The organism is Microcoleus sp. Pol7_A1, assembly GCF_036701085.1.
GTDB classification, from domain to species: domain Bacteria; phylum Cyanobacteriota; class Cyanobacteriia; order Cyanobacteriales; family Microcoleaceae; genus Microcoleus; species Microcoleus asticus.
On record NZ_JAUBQD010000016.1, the window covers coordinates 1 to 17,673 of the forward strand.

The 17,673-nt window shown below is 45.6% G+C and carries 20 protein-coding genes and 1 pseudogene; 6 read left to right on the forward strand and 15 right to left on the reverse strand.

Going from position 1 to position 17,673, the window contains the following annotated elements; all coding sequences use genetic code 11:
• Positions 1-78 precede the first annotated feature (78 nt).
• Positions 79-375 carry a leucine-rich repeat protein gene (locus QUA20_RS11665; protein WP_333189095.1) on the forward strand — a complete coding sequence of 99 codons (297 nt, stop codon included), beginning with the start codon at positions 79-81 and terminating at the stop codon, positions 373-375.
• Positions 376-494: 119 nt separating this feature from the next.
• Here the strand turns inward: QUA20_RS11665 and QUA20_RS11670 are convergent, their stop codons facing one another.
• The 3 genes from QUA20_RS11670 to QUA20_RS11680 are packed head-to-tail and all read right to left on the reverse strand — an operon-like array spanning position 495 to position 1,544.
• Positions 495-866, reverse strand: a complete 372-nt coding sequence (locus QUA20_RS11670) for a DUF2237 domain-containing protein (protein ID WP_333188944.1) — start codon at positions 864-866, stop codon at positions 495-497.
• Positions 867-915: 49 nt separating this feature from the next.
• Positions 916-1,377, reverse strand: a complete 462-nt coding sequence (locus QUA20_RS11675; RefSeq protein ID WP_333188945.1) for a GNAT family N-acetyltransferase — start codon at positions 1,375-1,377, stop codon at positions 916-918.
• A complete protein-coding gene (locus QUA20_RS11680) occupies positions 1,374-1,544 on the reverse strand; it encodes a hypothetical protein (RefSeq protein ID WP_333188947.1) in 171 nt (56 codons plus the stop codon). Before QUA20_RS11680 ends, QUA20_RS11675 begins: the two co-directional genes overlap by 4 nt.
• Positions 1,545-1,587: 43 nt before the next feature.
• On the opposite strand from QUA20_RS11680, the gene QUA20_RS11685 reads away from it, so the two are divergent.
• Entirely contained in the window at positions 1,588-2,082 is a 495-nt protein-coding gene (locus QUA20_RS11685; protein WP_333188949.1) for a hypothetical protein, read from the forward strand.
• A 98-nt stretch (positions 2,083-2,180) separates the two neighbouring features.
• Here QUA20_RS11685 and QUA20_RS11690 read toward each other — a convergent pair whose 3' ends face one another.
• The gene (locus QUA20_RS11690; RefSeq protein ID WP_333188951.1) at positions 2,181-2,342 is read right to left on the reverse strand and encodes a hypothetical protein; all 162 of its coding nucleotides are present in this window, start codon (positions 2,340-2,342) and stop codon (positions 2,181-2,183) included.
• 235 nt (positions 2,343-2,577) lie between these two features.
• Here QUA20_RS11690 and QUA20_RS11695 point away from each other — a divergent pair, with 235 nt between their 5' ends.
• Positions 2,578-3,210: a Vat family streptogramin A O-acetyltransferase gene (locus QUA20_RS11695; RefSeq protein ID WP_333188953.1), complete on the forward strand. Its 633-nt coding sequence runs from the start codon at positions 2,578-2,580 to the stop codon at positions 3,208-3,210.
• On the forward strand, positions 3,207-3,368 hold the full coding sequence (locus QUA20_RS11700; protein WP_333188955.1) for a hypothetical protein: 162 nt from the start codon (positions 3,207-3,209) through the stop codon (positions 3,366-3,368). The genes QUA20_RS11695 and QUA20_RS11700 overlap by 4 nt, the downstream gene beginning before the upstream one ends.
• A 61-nt stretch (positions 3,369-3,429) precedes the next feature.
• Here QUA20_RS11700 and QUA20_RS11705 read toward each other — a convergent pair whose 3' ends face one another.
• Positions 3,430-4,662: an aminotransferase class I/II-fold pyridoxal phosphate-dependent enzyme gene (locus QUA20_RS11705; protein WP_333188957.1), complete on the reverse strand. Its 1,233-nt coding sequence runs from the start codon at positions 4,660-4,662 to the stop codon at positions 3,430-3,432.
• 80 nt (positions 4,663-4,742) lie between these two features.
• Between QUA20_RS11705 and QUA20_RS11710 the strand changes: the two genes are divergently transcribed.
• Both QUA20_RS11710 and QUA20_RS11715 read left to right on the forward strand, forming a co-directional pair.
• Complete coding sequence (locus QUA20_RS11710) at positions 4,743-5,555, forward strand: acyl-CoA desaturase (protein WP_190745228.1); 813 nt, start codon at positions 4,743-4,745, stop codon at positions 5,553-5,555.
• Positions 5,556-5,913: 358 nt separating this feature from the next.
• Positions 5,914-6,729, forward strand: coding sequence for an acyl-CoA desaturase (locus tag QUA20_RS11715; protein ID WP_172187906.1), 816 nt, complete (start codon positions 5,914-5,916; stop codon positions 6,727-6,729).
• A gap of 121 nt (positions 6,730-6,850) precedes the next feature.
• Here QUA20_RS11715 and QUA20_RS11720 read toward each other — a convergent pair whose 3' ends face one another.
• The 10 genes and pseudogenes from QUA20_RS11720 to QUA20_RS11765 form a co-directional block, all read right to left on the reverse strand.
• Positions 6,851-7,696, reverse strand: a complete 846-nt coding sequence (locus QUA20_RS11720) for an ABC transporter permease (protein ID WP_333135873.1) — start codon at positions 7,694-7,696, stop codon at positions 6,851-6,853.
• 118 nt (positions 7,697-7,814) lie between these two features.
• The gene (locus QUA20_RS11725) at positions 7,815-8,726 is read right to left on the reverse strand and encodes an ABC transporter permease (RefSeq protein ID WP_333188961.1); all 912 of its coding nucleotides are present in this window, start codon (positions 8,724-8,726) and stop codon (positions 7,815-7,817) included.
• Between the two features lie 154 nt (positions 8,727-8,880).
• On the reverse strand, positions 8,881-10,011 hold the full coding sequence (locus QUA20_RS11730) for a spermidine/putrescine ABC transporter substrate-binding protein (protein ID WP_333188963.1): 1,131 nt from the start codon (positions 10,009-10,011) through the stop codon (positions 8,881-8,883).
• Between the two features lie 128 nt (positions 10,012-10,139).
• On the reverse strand, positions 10,140-10,319 hold the full coding sequence (locus QUA20_RS11735) for a hypothetical protein (RefSeq protein WP_333188965.1): 180 nt from the start codon (positions 10,317-10,319) through the stop codon (positions 10,140-10,142).
• The gene (locus QUA20_RS11740; RefSeq protein WP_333188966.1) at positions 10,292-11,422 is read right to left on the reverse strand and encodes an ABC transporter ATP-binding protein; all 1,131 of its coding nucleotides are present in this window, start codon (positions 11,420-11,422) and stop codon (positions 10,292-10,294) included. The genes QUA20_RS11735 and QUA20_RS11740 overlap by 28 nt, the downstream gene beginning before the upstream one ends.
• Positions 11,423-11,677: 255 nt before the next feature.
• Positions 11,678-12,316, reverse strand: coding sequence for a DUF4340 domain-containing protein (locus tag QUA20_RS11745; RefSeq protein WP_333188968.1), 639 nt, complete (start codon positions 12,314-12,316; stop codon positions 11,678-11,680).
• Between the two features lie 126 nt (positions 12,317-12,442).
• Positions 12,443-14,527, reverse strand: a complete 2,085-nt coding sequence (locus QUA20_RS11750; protein ID WP_333188970.1) for a Gldg family protein — start codon at positions 14,525-14,527, stop codon at positions 12,443-12,445.
• 44 nt (positions 14,528-14,571) lie between these two features.
• Positions 14,572-15,474, reverse strand: a complete 903-nt coding sequence (locus QUA20_RS11755) for an Rpn family recombination-promoting nuclease/putative transposase (protein WP_333188972.1) — start codon at positions 15,472-15,474, stop codon at positions 14,572-14,574.
• Between the two features lie 165 nt (positions 15,475-15,639).
• Positions 15,640-16,431, reverse strand: a complete 792-nt coding sequence (locus QUA20_RS11760) for an ABC transporter permease (protein ID WP_333188974.1) — start codon at positions 16,429-16,431, stop codon at positions 15,640-15,642.
• A 49-nt stretch (positions 16,432-16,480) separates the two neighbouring features.
• A pseudogene (locus QUA20_RS11765) lies at positions 16,481-17,673 on the reverse strand (ATP-binding cassette domain-containing protein); the annotation flags it as partial.

The following is a 17,673-nucleotide window of genomic DNA, read 5'->3' on the forward strand; positions in this document are numbered from 1 at the left end:
AATATCTACCAAAATGGAATTATCGTGCAGTTCCGACTATTTAGCAGACGCTAATGTTATTAAATTTTCATTCCTAACCTGGAAGGGCTATCACTTAACAAGAATGAGATCGCTAATCTGAAACCCCTAGAATTTTTGACTAAACTGGAGATTCTCTGGCTCAACAACAATCAAATCGTTGATATCAAACCGCTAGCATCCTTGACTAAGCTGACTTTGCTCTCACTCGAAAACAATCAAATCGGCGACATCGAACCGCTAGCATCTTTCCATAAACTGACTGAACTCAACCTCAGCGGAAATCCCATCGCTCCCAAAACTTGCCCTCTCAAACCAGAGTCTATCTGTAAGTGGGAACCACAAGCTCAACCATAAAACTTTACAGTGACGCCCGATCGCACTTAAATATTTCAGTTAGGAAGGATAAATTTGCTATTCATCAGAAAAACCCGATCGCCCTTATTGACTAAAAGCGATCGCACACCAACATCCTCCTACAAATCAGCAGCGTGCTGCTTCAATTCATCCAGAGAAACGTATTCCACAGTCAAGGCGTGAGTCGCAGCCAAAACCACAGGCGGCGCAACTCCCGCATCCATTGCTTCCTTCCACCTAGACGCACACAAGCACCAGCAATCCCCAGGCTTCAAACCGGGAAAGTTAAATTCGGGAACCGGAGTGCTCAAATCATTTCCGTTCGATTTAGTGAATTGCAAAAACTCTTCTGTCAGTTGAGCACAAACAGTGTGAGCCCCAAAGTCGCCACCACCTGTATTGCATTTGCCGTCCCGATAATACCCCGTCATTGGCGAAGTGCAGCAATTCTCTAACTTTCCGCCCAGCACATTTGTAGCTTCCGTCACCATCGCAACTCCTCCGTAAAACTCTTCGATCTAATTTTACACAAATCGTTGTTTATATATTTTTTTCCATTGAAAAGTTGATGAATTTTTGTCCTCTCCGTTCTACTTCTTGTTTTGTAATCACCATAAATCCCTGGCTTTCAAAAAAAGGTCGAGCTGTAATGCTGGCTTCGGTAAACAACTTGTTAATTCCTAAGTCTTTGGCTTTTGACTCAATTTGTTTTAAAATTAGCCTGCCAACTCCTTGTCTTTGAAAATCTTGATGACAGTAAAAGCGATCGATATGGCCACTTGCTTCTAATTCCCCAAAACCTGCAATTTTATCACCCTCTTCTGCTACAAAAGTAAATTTACTGCTTAAACTTTTAGTCCAACTTTCGATATCCATATCTGCTGGTGCCCAAGCATCTACTTGTGCTTGTGTGTAATCGCGGATGTTTACTTCGTGTACGGTGTCGTAAAACAGTTTTACAATTTGTTGGGTATCACCGATTTCGTAGGTTCGTACTCTCATAAATAGTCTCCGGTGTTAATTAGATTGTAGGCCTCGATCGCCCTCACTCTCAAAGATAATCCGATCGGGTGATTTCCCGACTCTGCTAAATGAGCTACAAGTAATTTAAAAGAGGTGGAAGGGGAAGGTGTGGGGGAAATTAATCTGTTAGGTTGAAAATCATTCAATCTTTCCTTTTTTTTTCATAAGTTAACTGCAGGCTCTAAAAGTATGGACTTTCGGACTTTAAGTAGAGACCACGTTCTCACCCACATTTGGGGTCGAGTCAATCATCCCGAAGTTTTGGCTTTGCCTTTGCCAGATATGCTTTACTGCCAAAGTGAAGATATCGATTTTTTTCAAGAGCAACTCGCTGAGACTCTCTTAGAAAATTATAGCTTAATTACAGTTTATCAATATATTTTTTTACAAGCTTTAAAGGAGCAAATAAATTCTACGGGGTTTGAGATCCGCCGATTTTTATCGGGTTCAACCGAGGTGCTGTTTGAATCTCACCCTAATTCTCTAATCCTTCAAAAAAAGATGCTAGCAAGTTTGCTGTTTATTATTCCCAATAAGGAAGTTTGGGAAGGCTACAAAGTGCCGGAGCAAATTCAAGCAGCGCATTATATTTATAACTGTCTGGTTCGTAATTCTGATGACTTGTTAGCTGCGGACGAATGCCAGGAATTATTGAATGCGATCGCCTCATTGCTGCTGCGGTAATTGCTAGAGAAGTAGGTTTGTAGTTGCGCTTGGGTACTCCGGAGCGCCCAAGCGCAACTACGAACCTTTTTTAAGGTACAATTTGGGTAACTTCTGTGTTAATCTCCCAGGCAAATTCCCAAGCCGCGGGCAATTTTCACCAGAGTAGAATGGGGTTCCACGGCTGTGTATTTGGCTATCGCATCTTGCAATGGTACGGTGTCGTAAAACAGTTTTACAATTTGTTGGGTATCACCGATGAAGTAGGTTCGTACTCTCATAAATTATCTCACTGCGATCGCTTCTTTAATATTAATTTGGGATTTTTAACCGTTTCGCAACACGGATGGATGTTGGCTTTTACCATTTTGTCTCATTTCTTGCAGGGCGATCGACCAAAATTTCTCGCCCACCCCTTGACAAACCTTATTACTCTATGTTAATGAAGCAGAAGCAAATCTAACTGTAATTAACAGTACATCAATCCAGCAGCTTAACGAATAAGGCTTGAAACTTATGACAGAAATAGGGCCCGATCCAAACCGACCTTATCCGATGGTCGATCAGCGGCGGGTATGCTTCATCAAAAACTTTATTAAATCTCCCAACATTATCGTCGGCGATTACTCATATTACGACGATCCAATAGAGCCAGAAAATTTTGAAAAAAATGTACTTTATAACTACGGAAACGACCGATTAATTATTGGCAAATTTTGCGCGATCGCCACCAACGTCAAATTCATTATGAACGGTGCAAATCATAAACTAGACGGCATTTCAACTTATCCTTTTCCCATCTTTGGAAATGGTTGGGAAACAGCCATGAATTTATTAATGGAACTGCCAAGTAAAGGCGATACCGTAATTGGCAATGATGTGTGGCTCGGCTATGAATCCTTGATTATGCCAGGAGTAAAAGTTGGCGACGGTGCCGTTATTGCCGCAAAATCCGTTGTAGTAAAAGACATTCCCGCTTACACCGTTGTAGGTGGAAACCCCGCACATCCAATTAAACAGCGTTTTAGCGATGATGAAGTTGCCAAACTATTAGAAATTCGGTGGTGGGATTGGGAAATTGACAAAATTACGCGCCATGTAAATGTGATTATGAACAGCGATATTCAAGCACTCAGCAATGCTGAATGAATTTGCCCGATGATGTCAAAGTTTTAACTTTAGCAGAATTGGCAGAAATTGAAAAAGCTGATGGGGGAAATGGCACCCCGATCGGCTTTATTATCGGCTTCGGAACAATCATCGGATTTATTGTCGGTCTGATTATTGTTTACAAAAATTGTTTGTAGTAAAGACTTGAGTCCTTATTGACTATCAGCCACAGAGAAGACAGAAGTCCTCACTACAAACTTACTTAGCTGGGCCCACACCCTCGATCGCAGCCTCAAGGGCGATCGATACATGAGTCCAATGAGTCCCCCCCTGACAAAAAGCCACGTAAGGCTCCCGCAGAGGCCCGTCAGCCGAAAACTCCGACGTACTCCCATCAATAAAAGTACCCCCAGCCATCACCAACTGACTTTCATATCCGTGCATCGGAGCTGGGATAGGGTCTAAATAAGAGCCCACGGGAGAATTTTGCTGAACAGCCTTACAAAAAGCTACTAATTTATCAGCAGAACCGAATTCGATTGCCTGAATCACATCTCGTCTTCTAGCCAAAGGCATAGGATTCACTCGATAACCCAACTTATAAAAAACATAAGCCGTTAAATGATTTCCCTTCATCGCCTCCCCCACAAAACCGGGAGCCATAAATAAACCCTGAAACAGCAGTCGATTCAAATCAAAAGTTGCGCCGCCGCTGCTGCCGATTCCCGGCGCTGTCAAGCGACAAGTTGCGGCTTCCACCAGATCCGCCCTGCCGGCTACGTAACCTCCAGCAGGGACGATCGTACCCCCCGGATTTTTGATTAAAGAACCAGCCATCAGATCCGCACCCACAGCAGTAGGTTCGCAATCATCAACAAACTCCCCGTAACAATTATCAACAAAGCAAATTGTGCTAGGATTCTGATGTTTGACTATGGCGACGATTTTTTCAATCTCAGAAATAGACAAACTCGACCGCCAAGAATAGCCGCAAGAGCGCTGGATAAAAACCAGGCGAGTCTTTGCTGAAATAGTAGAGCTCAGTGCCTGCCAATCCAAACTTCCTTCGCGAGTTAGAGGCAACTCACGGTAACTAATGCCAAACTCAACAAGTGAACCTTGACCTTGCCCCCGCAAGCCGATCACTTCTTCTAAAGTATCGTAGGGAGAACCAGCCACTGCCAACATTTCGTCACCAGGACGCAGGATGCCAAAAAGAGCACAGGCGATCGCGTGAGTGCCCGAAACAAACTGTACCCGGACAGCCGCGGCCTCTGCCCCTACTACTTCGGCAAACACCCCGTCCAAAGTCTCCCGACCCAAATCGTCGTGGCCGTAACCCGTAACCCCTGCAAAATGGTGGACTCCAACCCGGTGGCTGCGAAAAGCTTTTAAGACTCGTTGAAGATTTTGCTTGACTGTAGTGTCAATACCAGAAAAAATCTGAAAGAGTGCCTGTTCTGCTTCCTGTAGCCGTGAAACGCTATTCATCTATACCTCGCTCACCCTTTGCGTGCGCGCTGTTCATTATGGCGTAGATGCGGCCCCTAGTTTGTAAACACAATATATTCATGACGATTGCAACTTCCAAAAAAACTTCTCCTGATTGGCCTGTCGTAGGCTTTATGGCCTTTCTGCACATCGGTGCTTTATTTGCTTTGCTGCCGGGTAATTTTAGCTGGTCTGCGGTCGGGCTAGCAGTATTCCTGCATTGGGTAACAGGTGGTTTAGGAATTACTCTCGGATTTCACCGCCTCGTCACCCACCGCAGTTTTCAAACACCTAAATGGCTAGAGTATTTTCTAGTTATTTGCGGTACTCTTTCCTGTGAAGGTGGCCCGATCGACTGGGTAGGAATGCACCGGTTACACCACATACATTCCGACACCGGAACAGATCCCCACGATTCCAATCAAGGCTTCTGGTGGAGCCACATGGGCTGGATGCTCTCGGATCTCCCGATCAGAGTTGAAATCCCCCGCTTTACTAAAGACATCGGCGACGACCCAGTATACAAGTTTCTCCAAGCATATTTTATCCCCATCCAAGTTGTGTTCGGTGTGTTGCTTTATTTATTAGGCGGCTGGTCTTTCGTGGTTTGGGGCGTGTTTATGCGGATCGTGGTGGTGTTCCACTGCACTTGGCTGGTTAACAGCGCTACCCACAAATTCGGCTACCGCACCTACGAGTCGGGCGATCGATCGACGAACTGTTGGTGGGTGGCTCTGCTCACCTACGGCGAAGGCTGGCACAACAACCACCACGCCTTTCAATACTCGGCTCGCCACGGCCTGCAATGGTGGGAAATCGACTTCACCTGGATGACAATTCAATTGCTGCAATCGCTGGGTTTGGCAACCAAAGTGAAATTAGCAGAAAAATAGCGATCGGCAATTAGTTATTGGTGATCGGTCATCTGTTCTTGACTAATGGCTCGTGACCAATGACTAATCCTGTTTTTGCGATCGGTATAGGTTGGGTTGAAGTAAGCTCGAATCCTCTGGTGCGATCGACCCAACCAAAACCAGAATCAGTTATAATATAATTGGGAAGAAAAAAATTTGTTTGGCAGCCAAATTTTTTATTTTCAAAATACAACCGTAAATCTTTTTCAATCCTAATCCCAAATCTATCATTGATTCTTTATTAGTTTGGGCAAGAGTGCAGCAAAAAAGTTCACTGCTCAATCCCAACTATTATGCGTGAATCTAGCTCGGCATCTCATCAGAAATCAAAAAGAGAATGACAATTGCAACGCAAGAAAAACTCCAATACAATTGGAAGCACGTTATTAGTTTAGCAGGACTTCATATCGGCGCTTTGTTCGCACTGCTACCCAGTAACTTCAATTGGACAGCAGTTGGTTTAACAGTATTCATGCACTGGATAACCGGCGGTTTGGGAATAACTCTGGGATGGCATCGTATGCTCACCCACCGCAGTTTTCAGACACCAAAATTCGTAGAATACTTTCTAGCATTTTGCGGAGCCCTTGCCTGTCAAGGAGGAATAATTGATTGGGTTGGGCTGCACCGATTGCACCACACCAACTCTGACCAAAATGCGCTCGACCCTCACAATGCCCAAAAGGGTTTTTGGTGGAGTCACATCGGCTGGATGCTATATAAAGGTCCAGCTCACGCTGAAATTGCCCGCTGCACAAAAGACATTTCGAGCGACCCGTTTTACCAGTTTTTGCAAAACTACTTTCTCCCGATGCAAATCGTCTTTGGCGTCTTGCTTTACTTAGCCGCAGGCTGGCCGTTTGTAGTCTGGGTAATTTTTGTACGCTTAGTTTTGGTGTATCACTGCACCTGGTTTGTTAACAGCGCCACTCACAAATTTGGCTACCGCACCTACGAAACAAACGATAGTTCTACTAACTGTTGGTGGGTGGCTGTCCTGACTTACGGTGAAGGCTGGCACAACAACCACCATGCTTATCAATACTCGGCGCGTCACGGGATGGAAAAGTGGGAAATTGACTTCACTTGGATGACAATTCAAGTTTTGGAAGCACTAGGTTTGGCTACTAAAGTGAAATTACCAGCCAAGTAGCAGCAATTGGGTCCTACACGCAGAACTTTTGTAGGGTTCGTACTTGGCACCACACCGCTTCATAAACCCGGTTTCTTAACGAAACCGGGTTTTTTGGTGACTAATCACCAATGACTAATGACTAATGAGCCCGTTTTTGCTCGCCCCGGCCGCGCAAATATTCCGCTAAAAATGCCAATCCTCCCGAACCTACTATCAACAGCACGCTCAGAGCATTAATATCCGGTTTCACCCCAGTCCGAATCCGGCTAAAAATTTCCATCGGCAGAGTTGTAGTCCCGCTACCTGCTGTAAAACTCGCAATCAAAAAATCGTCCATGCTGAGGACAAAAGACAGCAGACAACCCGAAACTATTCCGGGTATTAATTGAGGGAGCAAAACCTGAATAAAAGCCTCAACAGGCGTTGCGCCCAAATCCAAGGCAGCCTCTTCTAAATACGGGTTTAAATCAGCCAATCTAGTAGAAACAGCTAGAGCGATGTAAGCCAGACAAAACACAACGTGAGCGGCGACAATTGTCCACAAACTCAGAGGAATAGCCAGCGCCGCTAAAAATACCAGAGTAGCAACTGCGGTCGCAATATCTGGAATAATAATCGGCAAGTAGGAAACTCCCTGATATAAATTCTTGCCAGGAAAGCGGTAGCGGGCTAAACCAACGGCCATTAAAGTGCCGAGTACAGCCGAGATTGCAACTGCACAAACAGCCACTGTTAAGCTGTTTCTCAGGGCAATTAAAATCCGCGTATCGCTAAATAATTTAACGTACCAATCTAAAGTAAATCCTTCCCAGCCGGCGCTAAAACGCGATTTGTTAAAGCTGTAAAAGGTGAGTACCAAGATGGGCAGGTACATATAAAAAAACATCACAACGGCAAATATCACCTGCCAAGAAATCTTAAATTTAGGTTTTAAGTACATATCGGCTTGTATTTCCTCCTGTGGATTTTCGGTGGTATTTTCCATGTCTCGGTAATCGGTAATGGGTAATGGGTAATTGGTAATTGGTTAGGATTGTTTTCTTCCTTCTTCCTTCTTCCTTCTTCCTTCTTCCTTCCTCCTTCTTCCTTCTTCCTTCTTCCTCCTAAATTGCATTACGATCGCCATATTTGAGCAAAAGGGCAATTCCGATACTCACTGCAAAGATTAATACCATACTCAGAGCCGAACCCAGCCCCCAATTTTGAGTTGCCCCCAAAAACTGATTGTAAATTAAACGAGCCGCCGTCATACTAGAAGCTCCACCCAGCAACTCCGGATCGACAAAATCGCCCAAACAGCTAATAAATACTAGCAAAGAACCCGCAGCAATTCCCGGCATCGTCTGAGGTACTGTCACTTTCCAGAAAGTTTCTACTGGATTGGCGCCCAAATCCTGAGATGCTTCTAGCAACCTGCGGTCTAACTTTTCCAAAGAAGCGTAGAGAATTGTCACGATATAAGGCAAATAACTGTAAGCCATGCCGATTAAAACTGCGGAACTTTGATTGAGCAATTCCAGAGGAGGAATGCCTACAAGTGCCAGCAGCGAGTTGAGAACCCCTGTAGGACGCAGAATTGTAATCCAAGCATACGATCGCAACAGCGAAGAAGTCCACAGCGGCAAAACAAAGCCTAACAAAGTTAAATTACGCCACTTTTTCGAGACATTGAGGGCGATCCAGTAAGCGACGGGAAATCCCAGCAGCAAACACAGAATAGTAGTCCCCGTTGCGAAAAAGAGCGATCGACCCATCACCTGTAAATTCAGCGGCTCAAACACTCGCAGGTAGTTGGCGATTCCCGAAGGATTCACCAAATCTCCCGGCTTAATATTCGGCACCAAACTAAGCTGAAAAATCACCAGAGTTGGTATAACTAATAATAAAAGCAGCAACAAGCCAGAAGGGCCGAGCAATGCCAGCGGGCCTGTCCACGCCGACCACGGGGAAACAGTTTCAGCCTTCAAGGGAGAATTGGGAGGAATAGGAGGGGGAGTTCTAGTTGAAACAGCCATAAATCAATTTTTTTGAGTTTTTAACCGCTGATGAACGCGGATTAACGCGGATATAATACGGATATAGTAGGCGATCGGCTGTACGGGGGCGGGTTTATGTAAATATTGGGTGAGAATCAGACATTGTGTGTAAAACCCGCCCTAGGTTTGATGATTAGCCGCTGGTTAATTGAGTCCAATAGCGATCGTACACTTCCATAAATTTCCCTACCGGAGCCACACCTTCGCAATTTTTCAAAACAGCTTCCGAAGGGAAAAGAAGCTCATTTTCGCGGAGTTCCGGCGTCAACAAACTAAAAGCATCTTCCGAAGGAGTTGAAAAACTGAGCCGCTCTACTAAAGAAGCAGCGACATCGCCTTGCAGCAGAAAGTTAATCCATTTATAAGCTGCTTCGGGATTGGGAGAACCTTTAGGAATTACTAAAGTGTCAGTCCACAGAGAAGAACCGCTTTTGGGGACGACATACTTCAATTTATCGTTATCTGAAATTACTTCATTAGCATCAGAAGAATAACACATAGCTACCTTCAAATCCCCCGTCAGCATTTGAGGCCGCCAAGCATCAGTAGTAAAAGATGCGATCGCCGGTTTGAGTTCCACCAACTTTTCGTAAGCTTTTTTCACTTGCTCTTGGTTCGTAGAATTCAGAGAATAACCCAGCATCCGCAACGCAGCGCCCATGACTTCTCGGACATCACTGGCCAGCGTCATTCGCTTTGCTAACTCCTTTTTGTGTTCCCACAAATAGTTCCAATCTTCAGGAGCTTCTTTGAGTTGTTCGGTGTTGTAAATCAAGCCTGTGGTTCCCCAACTCAAAGGGACGCTGTAGCGGTTTCCTGGGTCATAGACAGGGTTTTGAAACTGTTTTTTGAGCCTATCGAGCCCGCCCAAAATCGAGTGGTCTAATGGGCTCAACAGCCCGAGTTCCGTCATTTGAACCACCATGTAGTCAGACGGGTAAATGATGCTGTAGGCGCGGGCGCCACCGGCTTGAACTCTCGCCAGCATCTCTTCGTTGGAACTAAACACGTCGGCCACTACGCGAATGCCGGTTTTTTGGGCAAAGCGATCGAGCAAAGCGTTATCGGTATAGCCTGCCCAAGTATAGATGAAAAGTTGGTCGGCAGAACCTTTGACGGGAGGAGCAGATTGTACGTCTGCAAGTCGCCAGCCGCAACTAGAAACAGCTAACCCGGAAATTGTCGCCGCCGAATTTTTTAGGAACTGACGGCGTGTAGAATTAGCCGGAAAAATCCTGGAAATTGGTAAGTTAGTCGGAGGCACAGTTCGATTTTAGATTTTAGATTTTAGATTTTAGATTGGGGAATTGGGGATTGGGAAATTCGATTTTAGATTTTAGATTTTAGATTTTAGATTGGGGAATTAGGGATTGGGAAATTCGATTAAATCCGTTAAATCCCTACACTGTTCGTTGCCGAACTTCCCTGCAACATCCATCTGTTAAATCGGTTAAATCCCGTACACTGTTCGTTGCCGAACTTCCCGACCTCCGTGACATCCGTTAAATCTCGATCGCGTGTTCGTTGGCGAACTTCTTTCGTAATTATGCTCGATCGGTCAAAGCGAGACAATCAGTAGTTCCCCAGTAAGCATAAATCGGCGTGTGCGGATCAGGGAAAGAGCCACCGGTATTTGGCTGGCGCACGGTAATTTTATCGCCCGACGCCAACTCAACCACGTAATGAACGTGCGTGCCCATGTACATAGTATTTTTGAGCCGCCCTTCAAAACAGTTGACCGACACTTCCGGCTGGTAGAGATTCAAATATACTTTTTCCGGCCGAACGCTGACCACAACAGAGTCGCCTGTGACACCATTCCACATATCCGACTGCTGAACGGTTATTTTCAGATTGGCTGATGTGCGAACTGTGATAGTCGATCGGTCGATCGATTCTACCGTACCCGCAAACAAATTCGTATCGCCAATAAAATCCGCCACAAAAGCCGTCTGCGGACACTCATAAATTTCTTCAGGAGAGCCAATTTGCTCGATCCGGCCCTCGTGCATCACCGCAATCCGGTCAGACAGACTCATCGCCTCTTCTTGGTCGTGAGTCACCATCACAAAAGTCAAACCGAGTTCTTGATGCAAATTCGACAGTTCCAACTGCATCTGCTTCCGCAACTTCAAATCCAGAGCACCCAGAGGTTCGTCCAGCAGCAGAACCGCCGGTCGATTTACCAGAGCTCTCGCCAAAGCCACCCGCTGCTGCTGGCCGCCGGACATTTGACCGGGAAACCTGTTGGCGAAAGATTCCATTTTCACCAATGCCAAAACTTCCCGTACCCGTTCTTCAATTTCCGCTTTCCCCAGCTTTTTTATCCGCAATCCAAAAGCGATATTGTCCCAGACATTCATGTGTCCGAACAAAGCGTAGCTTTGAAACACAGTATTTACCGGACGGCGGTAAGCTGGAGTGTTGGTCATCGACTGGCCGCGAATCATTAATTCGCCCGCCGAGGGAGTCTCGAACCCAGCGATTAACCGCAGCGTCGTAGTCTTGCCGCAGCCGCTAGGCCCGAGAATGCTAAAAAATTCTCCTTGGCGGATGTTGAAGTCTACTCCGCGGACTGCGGTTTCGCCGTTAAATACCTTAAAGACCTTGCGGAGTTCAACGTCAAGCGCTGTATCCGTTGCTGTCGTACCTTTGTTGAGTGCTGTCTGAAACATATTCGCCCTTTCCTGGGGGTAATGCACGCTACTTAAATACAGTTTAAGTTAAGACTTTTCTGTATTTTAGGTGAGGAATGTTGGATGTAACAGGTTTTGGGATTTGTTCTTTAAATTCTATCCCAGAGCGCACCATTGTCAGCAAGAGGCTTTCTGGTCTGTTCCACAAGAAAATTCACTCTTCGCTTCACAGGCATCTTGCCTGTTCATAAAAGGCTTATTGAGAATGTGCAACATCTCAGATAGACCTGCCATCTATTTATTCTCAGGACTTGGCGTGGGAGATGGTTTTTGCGGTTTGTCTGTTTTGGGTACTTCTGCTTTTTTCCACTCTGACAAAGGTCGCTGGACGGCATTTTTAAAGTCAAAAGGCACTAGCAGCACGGGCAAATTTTGGGCGGAATTTTGAGGGGGCGCTTCCGGCGGATTGGCTTGAGCGTACAAGAAGCGGCCGCTAAAGTCTGTTTTGCCTAAAACTAGGCGGTGAGTTTCCTGGTTGTCCAGTTTTACTGTGACTGTAGCTTGGGGTTGGTCGAGACCGAATTCTGGCAGTTGAGCAGCACTAATATTAATCGTGCGATCGCTCTTTCCTGTTGCGAGCCTGTCTAGCAAAAAATCCACCGATGCTTGACTTGCGTGTGCTTGCACTGGCAATTTCATTTCCCAGCTAGACTTGCCTCCTTTTGTTGCATAAACTCGCTCAAAAGTCAATATATTTTCCGGAGTTTTGACTGTAAAGAATTGTACGCGATCGGACTTGAAAGCAAAAATTTTCTGTTTTTCTTCCTTCGCGGCTTCCTGTTTCGGAGATACTTGCATCTCGAACAAAGCAACCAACCCAGTCATGCTCAACGCGACGGCTATCAATACTAATGTATTTTTCTGCAATTTCATAATAACTGAGAATTAGGCATGGGGCATTGGGCATTGGGGAGTCTGTTATTAATAAGAACTGACAACCGTCAACAGTCCACTGACAACAGTCAACAGTCAACAGTCAACAGTCAACAGTGAACTAACTTATCTTCTCTTCCACCAGATAGCGCCGCCAATTCCCAGTCCGAGTAAAGGCCAAACTAGCCAAGCTAAAACCAGCAATCCTACTTGAATAGCCGTCATGTTAATGCGGCGGTTGGTAGCTTTTTTCGGACTGATAGAAAAGCTTTGCTGGTCTGGTTTACTCAACCAACTGACTGAATTGAGAAACACGTCGCTATTGAGTTGTTGGTCAAACCAACCGTTAGTCACAAATTGAGATGTGCCAATTACTACCATTCGCGATGTTTTTCCAGAAGCTGAAGGCGTAGAAGGAGTAGCTGTTGGACTGGGAGATGCTGCGGGAGATGCTGTGGGAGATGTTTCTGGTGTCGGTGTGGGAGATGCTGTGGGTGTTGGCGAACTTTCCGGATATTCTGTAGGAGATGCTGTGGGAGATGCTGCCGATGTTGGCGAAGTCGTCGGTAATGCTGGAGGCGTAGCTTCTTGCGAGACAATCACCGAATAGCTTATTGGGGAAGCTGTTGGTGAAGTTGTCGGCGATGGTGAAGTTGTCGGTGATGGTGAAGTTGTCGGTGATGGTGAAGTTGTCGGTGAAGTTGTCGGCGATGGTGAAGTTGTCGGTGATGGCGATGTTGTCGGTGATGGCGATGTTGTCGGTGATGTTGTCGGCGATGGCGAAGTTGTCGGTGATGGCGAAGTTGTCGGTGATGGTGATGTTGTCGGTGATGGCGAAGTTGTCGGTGAAGTTGTCGGCGATGGCGAAGTTGTCGGCGATGCTTGGGGTGATGGCGTTACGGGTGTTGGTGAAGGTGAGGGCTTTAACTGAGTGCTGTCAGTGGACGATCGAACTAAAGCTACACCTAATAATAGCGGGCCTTGTCGATCGGTCTTTTGATCGAACTCCAATTTCCTCGTCGTCAAATCGCTTTCCGCCCAACTTTCTTGACTCGTCCAAATCAGAGGTTTTTCCTCTATCCCTTCTACGGGCGAGGTTTCCAAAGCACGCGCAAACGGATAAAATGAAATGCCGGTTCCAAAACTTTGAGTAATCGGATGTTCGCCGTAGCGCCTGACTGTGGGAACCGTAGGGCCGAGGCCAAATCTTTGACCACTACCCGAAGCATCGATGGCCAAACGGGTGTCTAGTTTGACCCCCCATTCTTGCAGCAGTTTGTCCAATCCCGTATCAATTGCCGGGTCTACCATTAACAATAAACTGCCGCCGCGATCGAGATAAGCTTTTAGTGCTTTAATTTCTGTATCGGAAAACGGTTTGTCCTGCCCCGGAACGATTAAAGCATCTGCATCTTGTGGCACTTCTTTGCGTTCGGTCAAATTCAGCGTTTGGGCATTGTAGTATTTATCTTTCAGAGCTTTTTCAGCTTGCTGAATTCCGCCTTGACCTTCCTTTAGCGGGCGGGCTCCTTTGCCTTGCAAAAAGTAAACTGTCGCAACGCGAGTGCTCAGAATTTCTTCTAAGCCATTGGTCAGTTTTATCTCTGAAAGACCTTGATTGGGGTCGCTACCAAAAGCAGTGCCACCTTTTTGCAGAACTTGTTTTTTGTCCCCTGATTGCAGGTAAACTTCTCCGATGCTGGTAATGCTAAATTCTCGCGCTTTTCCCGGTTGGGCTAGCGGGTCAACAAACTCAAATTGGAACTTTTCTCCTCCCTCGCGTTTGTAGCTTTGCAGCAATTCTTTAATTTGGGGATTTTGGGTGGGGTCAAATACCCAAACTTTGACTGTTTGTTGCAGGTTTCGCAGTATTTGTTGAGTCTGGGGGGCGAGGGTAAATTGTTGGCTTTCGGTTAAGTCGATGCGGACGGGATAGCGAACGGCTATAAAGTTAATTACTCCGAGAATCACAAATACGGCGAGGGTAGCAACTAGGGCGTTGGTGCTGGCTTGCGTGGAACGCTGCCCCCAAAAGCTTTGTTCGTAACTCAAATATAGCAGCCAAAGTGCGATCGTCACTGCTCCGGCAATAACTAAACCGACTGTCAGGGGTTCCCATACTCCAGATACAAGTGCTGCTGTTACCCCCGCTGCGATGAGGAGGGGGCCCAGCAAAAAAACGTATTTCCAATTTTTTTTGCTAATTTTCATAATCTAAATATTGAGTGAGAAAATTCCGGTTTGAGGATGTTATTCTAGATCGCATTAGTCTGCAACCATGCTGTTAAATCTGACGGATGGTTGAAATCGATTGCGGCATCTCCTAGTGCTTCTAATTCCTCTATGCCTAATTGACGGATGCAGTTTTCTGTTTCCGGTTGTATTGTGCCTAAGCGCCGCACTAGCTGACGCAATATTAACGAGAGTTGAGCGCTTTTTGTCTCCTGTTCTCTTGCTAAATCTATGGCAATCTGCTGGTCTTGAATCCACACTTCTTGCTTCTGCAATTCATTTAATTCTTGCTGAGTGAAGTTGTCCTCGTTGGCAATTATCAAAGCTTTCTGAAGTTCGGGAACTGCACTCAGTGTTTCTGGTACAGTCTCCAGATTGCTGGTGTTATTGAGAAAGTAAATCCATTTGTCGGCGGTTGTTTCTAATTCTGCTAATTCCTTTCTAAATTTTGGCAGTTCGATAAATACTAATTCTATTTCAGTATCTGGACAATCAAACTGTTGCTCTTTTTCTTGAAAAACAAACCGCGACATAAATTCGGGTTGATTTTCAAACATTTCAAAGTCGGAAATTTTTAATGAAATTACAGTTTTTAGTCTTTCGTAGCGTTCTTTTCCTGTTAATTGCTGGCTGTAGCTTTTGGCCGCGTTGTACAACACTCTGTTCCCGAAGAAAGGCACGTTGATCAGTTGAATTTCAACTAGGGCGATTCTGCCGCCGTTAATTGTGGCTTTGACATCTAGGTGTGTGTCTTGGGTTGCGAGAGTTTGAGGTTCGGGTTGGGAGTTGATTATTTCTAGGTCTTCGATGACTGGTTGTGCTTCATAAAGAATGGCGTTCAAAAAATTAATCAGGATGTCTTTGCTGTCGCTGGAACCGAATATTTTTTTGAACGCAAAGTCGATTTTTGGATTGATAAATTTCATTATTTCAACAAATTAGTGGAATAATTAACATTAATTGGGAATTGGGAATGGGAAATTGGGAATTGGGAATTGGGAATTGTTGGCCTCTCCTTTAATCTCCGACTCTCCTACTCTCCGACTTTCCCACTCTCCCCTCTTGATTACCCGAACTCTTCCCTGATGTTTTTAAGAACGCTGATATCGCAAAGCATCGATGGATTGGGCGGTCAGAAATACTCCTAAAATGATGTAACTGGCAAACATAATTAAACTGCTGGTATCAAAAACTCCCTTGACAAGATTGGTATAATGTGTTAATAGCGACAAATGTCCTAATGCTGTTCCGAAGGGGCCACCGATAGCCACGGCGGCTGCATCGATCACCCACAGAAATAATACTAGAGCGAAGGTGAGGATGGCTGATAAAATTGTGCTGTCTGTGAGGGAGGAAATAAACATTCCGAGGGACAATACTCCTGCTGCTAGTAAGATTAAGCCGCCGTGTCCTAGCAGGAGAACTGCGGGGGGTACGGGTGGGGTTGAGGAACTGAGGGCGATCGCCTCGCAGAACAGCAGGGGCACCAACATGGTTGTATAAAATGTTAAAACTCCGAGGAGTTTACCAGTAGCAACTGCCCAGTTTGTTAAGGGCGATGTGGCTAATAGTTCTAAGGTTCCACGTTTGCGTTCTTCTGCGTAAAGTCCCATTGAGAGTGCGGGTAGTACGAACAATGAAAGGGAACCCATTATTCGCAGAAATAGTTGCAGGAATTCGTAGGCTACGTCGATGGGGGGTTCGGTAATTCCCATTTGGTCTCGCTGGCCGATTTGGGGAATTAACCCGTCGGGGGCGAGGAGGATAGCTATTAAAAAGTAGCCGGTGATTAGCCAAAAGACTGCTGCGATGGCATAGGCTAATGGCGAGGCAAAATAGCTTTGTAGTTCTTTGCGGTAAATTGCGACAATATTACTAATCATTACTAACCTTTAGGAATTGGGAATGGGTAATTGGCTCTTGGTGATTGGTTCATTTTGAGTCCTCGGCGGGTGGTGTTTCGCTGTCGTCGCTATTGTGTTGCTTTCTTTCTATTTGTCGCTTTTTGGTAACAGGTGGCTGTTCTGGTTGAGAATCGCTACTCGGTTGTGGCTTTTTTTTAAGTTGCCTATTTTTTACAACTGGTTGGGATTCTGGTTGAGAAGGTTGGCGATACTCTGGTGTTTCGACAACGAGCAGATTTTCGACAACCGGTTCTGGTTGAGAAGGTTGGCTCGACTCTGGTGTTTCGACAATGAGTAGATTTTCGACAACCGGTTCTGGTTGAGAAGGTTGGCTCGACTCTGGTGTTTCGACAATGAGTAGATTTTCGACAACCGGTTCTGGTTGAAAAGGTTGGCTCGACTCTACCGTTTCAACAATGAGCAGATTTTCGACAACTGGTTCTGGTTGAAAAGGTTGGCTCGACTCTGGTGTTTCGACAATGAGTAGATTTTCGACAAACGGTTCTGGTTGAGAAGGTTGGCTCGACTCTGGTATTTCGACAATGAGTAGATTTTCGACAAACGGTTCTGGTTGAGAAGGTTGGCTCGACTCTGGTATTTCAACAATTAGCAGATTTTCGACAACCGGTTCTGGTTGAGAATGCTCGATCGACTCTTGTGTTTCGACAACTGGTTGGAATTCTGGTTGAGAAGGTTGGCTCGACTCTACCGTTTCAACAATGAGCAGATTTTCGACAACCGGTTCTGGTTGAGAAGGTTGGTTCAACTCTACCGTTTCAACAATGAGCAGATTTTCGACAACCGGTTCTGGTTGAGAATGCTCGATCGACTTTACGGTTTCTGAAACTTCTAGATTTTCGACAATCGGTTCTGGTTGATCAGGCTCGATCGACTCTGGTGTTTCGACAATCGGTTCTGGTTGATGAGGCTCGATCGACTCTGGTGTTTCGACAATCGGTTCTGGTTGATGAGGCTCGATCGACTCTTGCCTTTCAACAATCAGCAGATTTTCGACAATCGGTTCTGGTTGAGGATTCTCGATCAATTCTTGTCTTTCTACAGTTTCCAGAAAATCTGCCACTGGTTGCATTTCTGGTTCTAAATCGCTTATTTCCTCTGTTTCTGCAATTGGTTCGGATTCTGGTTGAGGATGCTCGATCGACTCTACCGTTTCTGAAACAACTTGCAGATTTTCGACAATCGGTTCTGGTTGAGGATGCT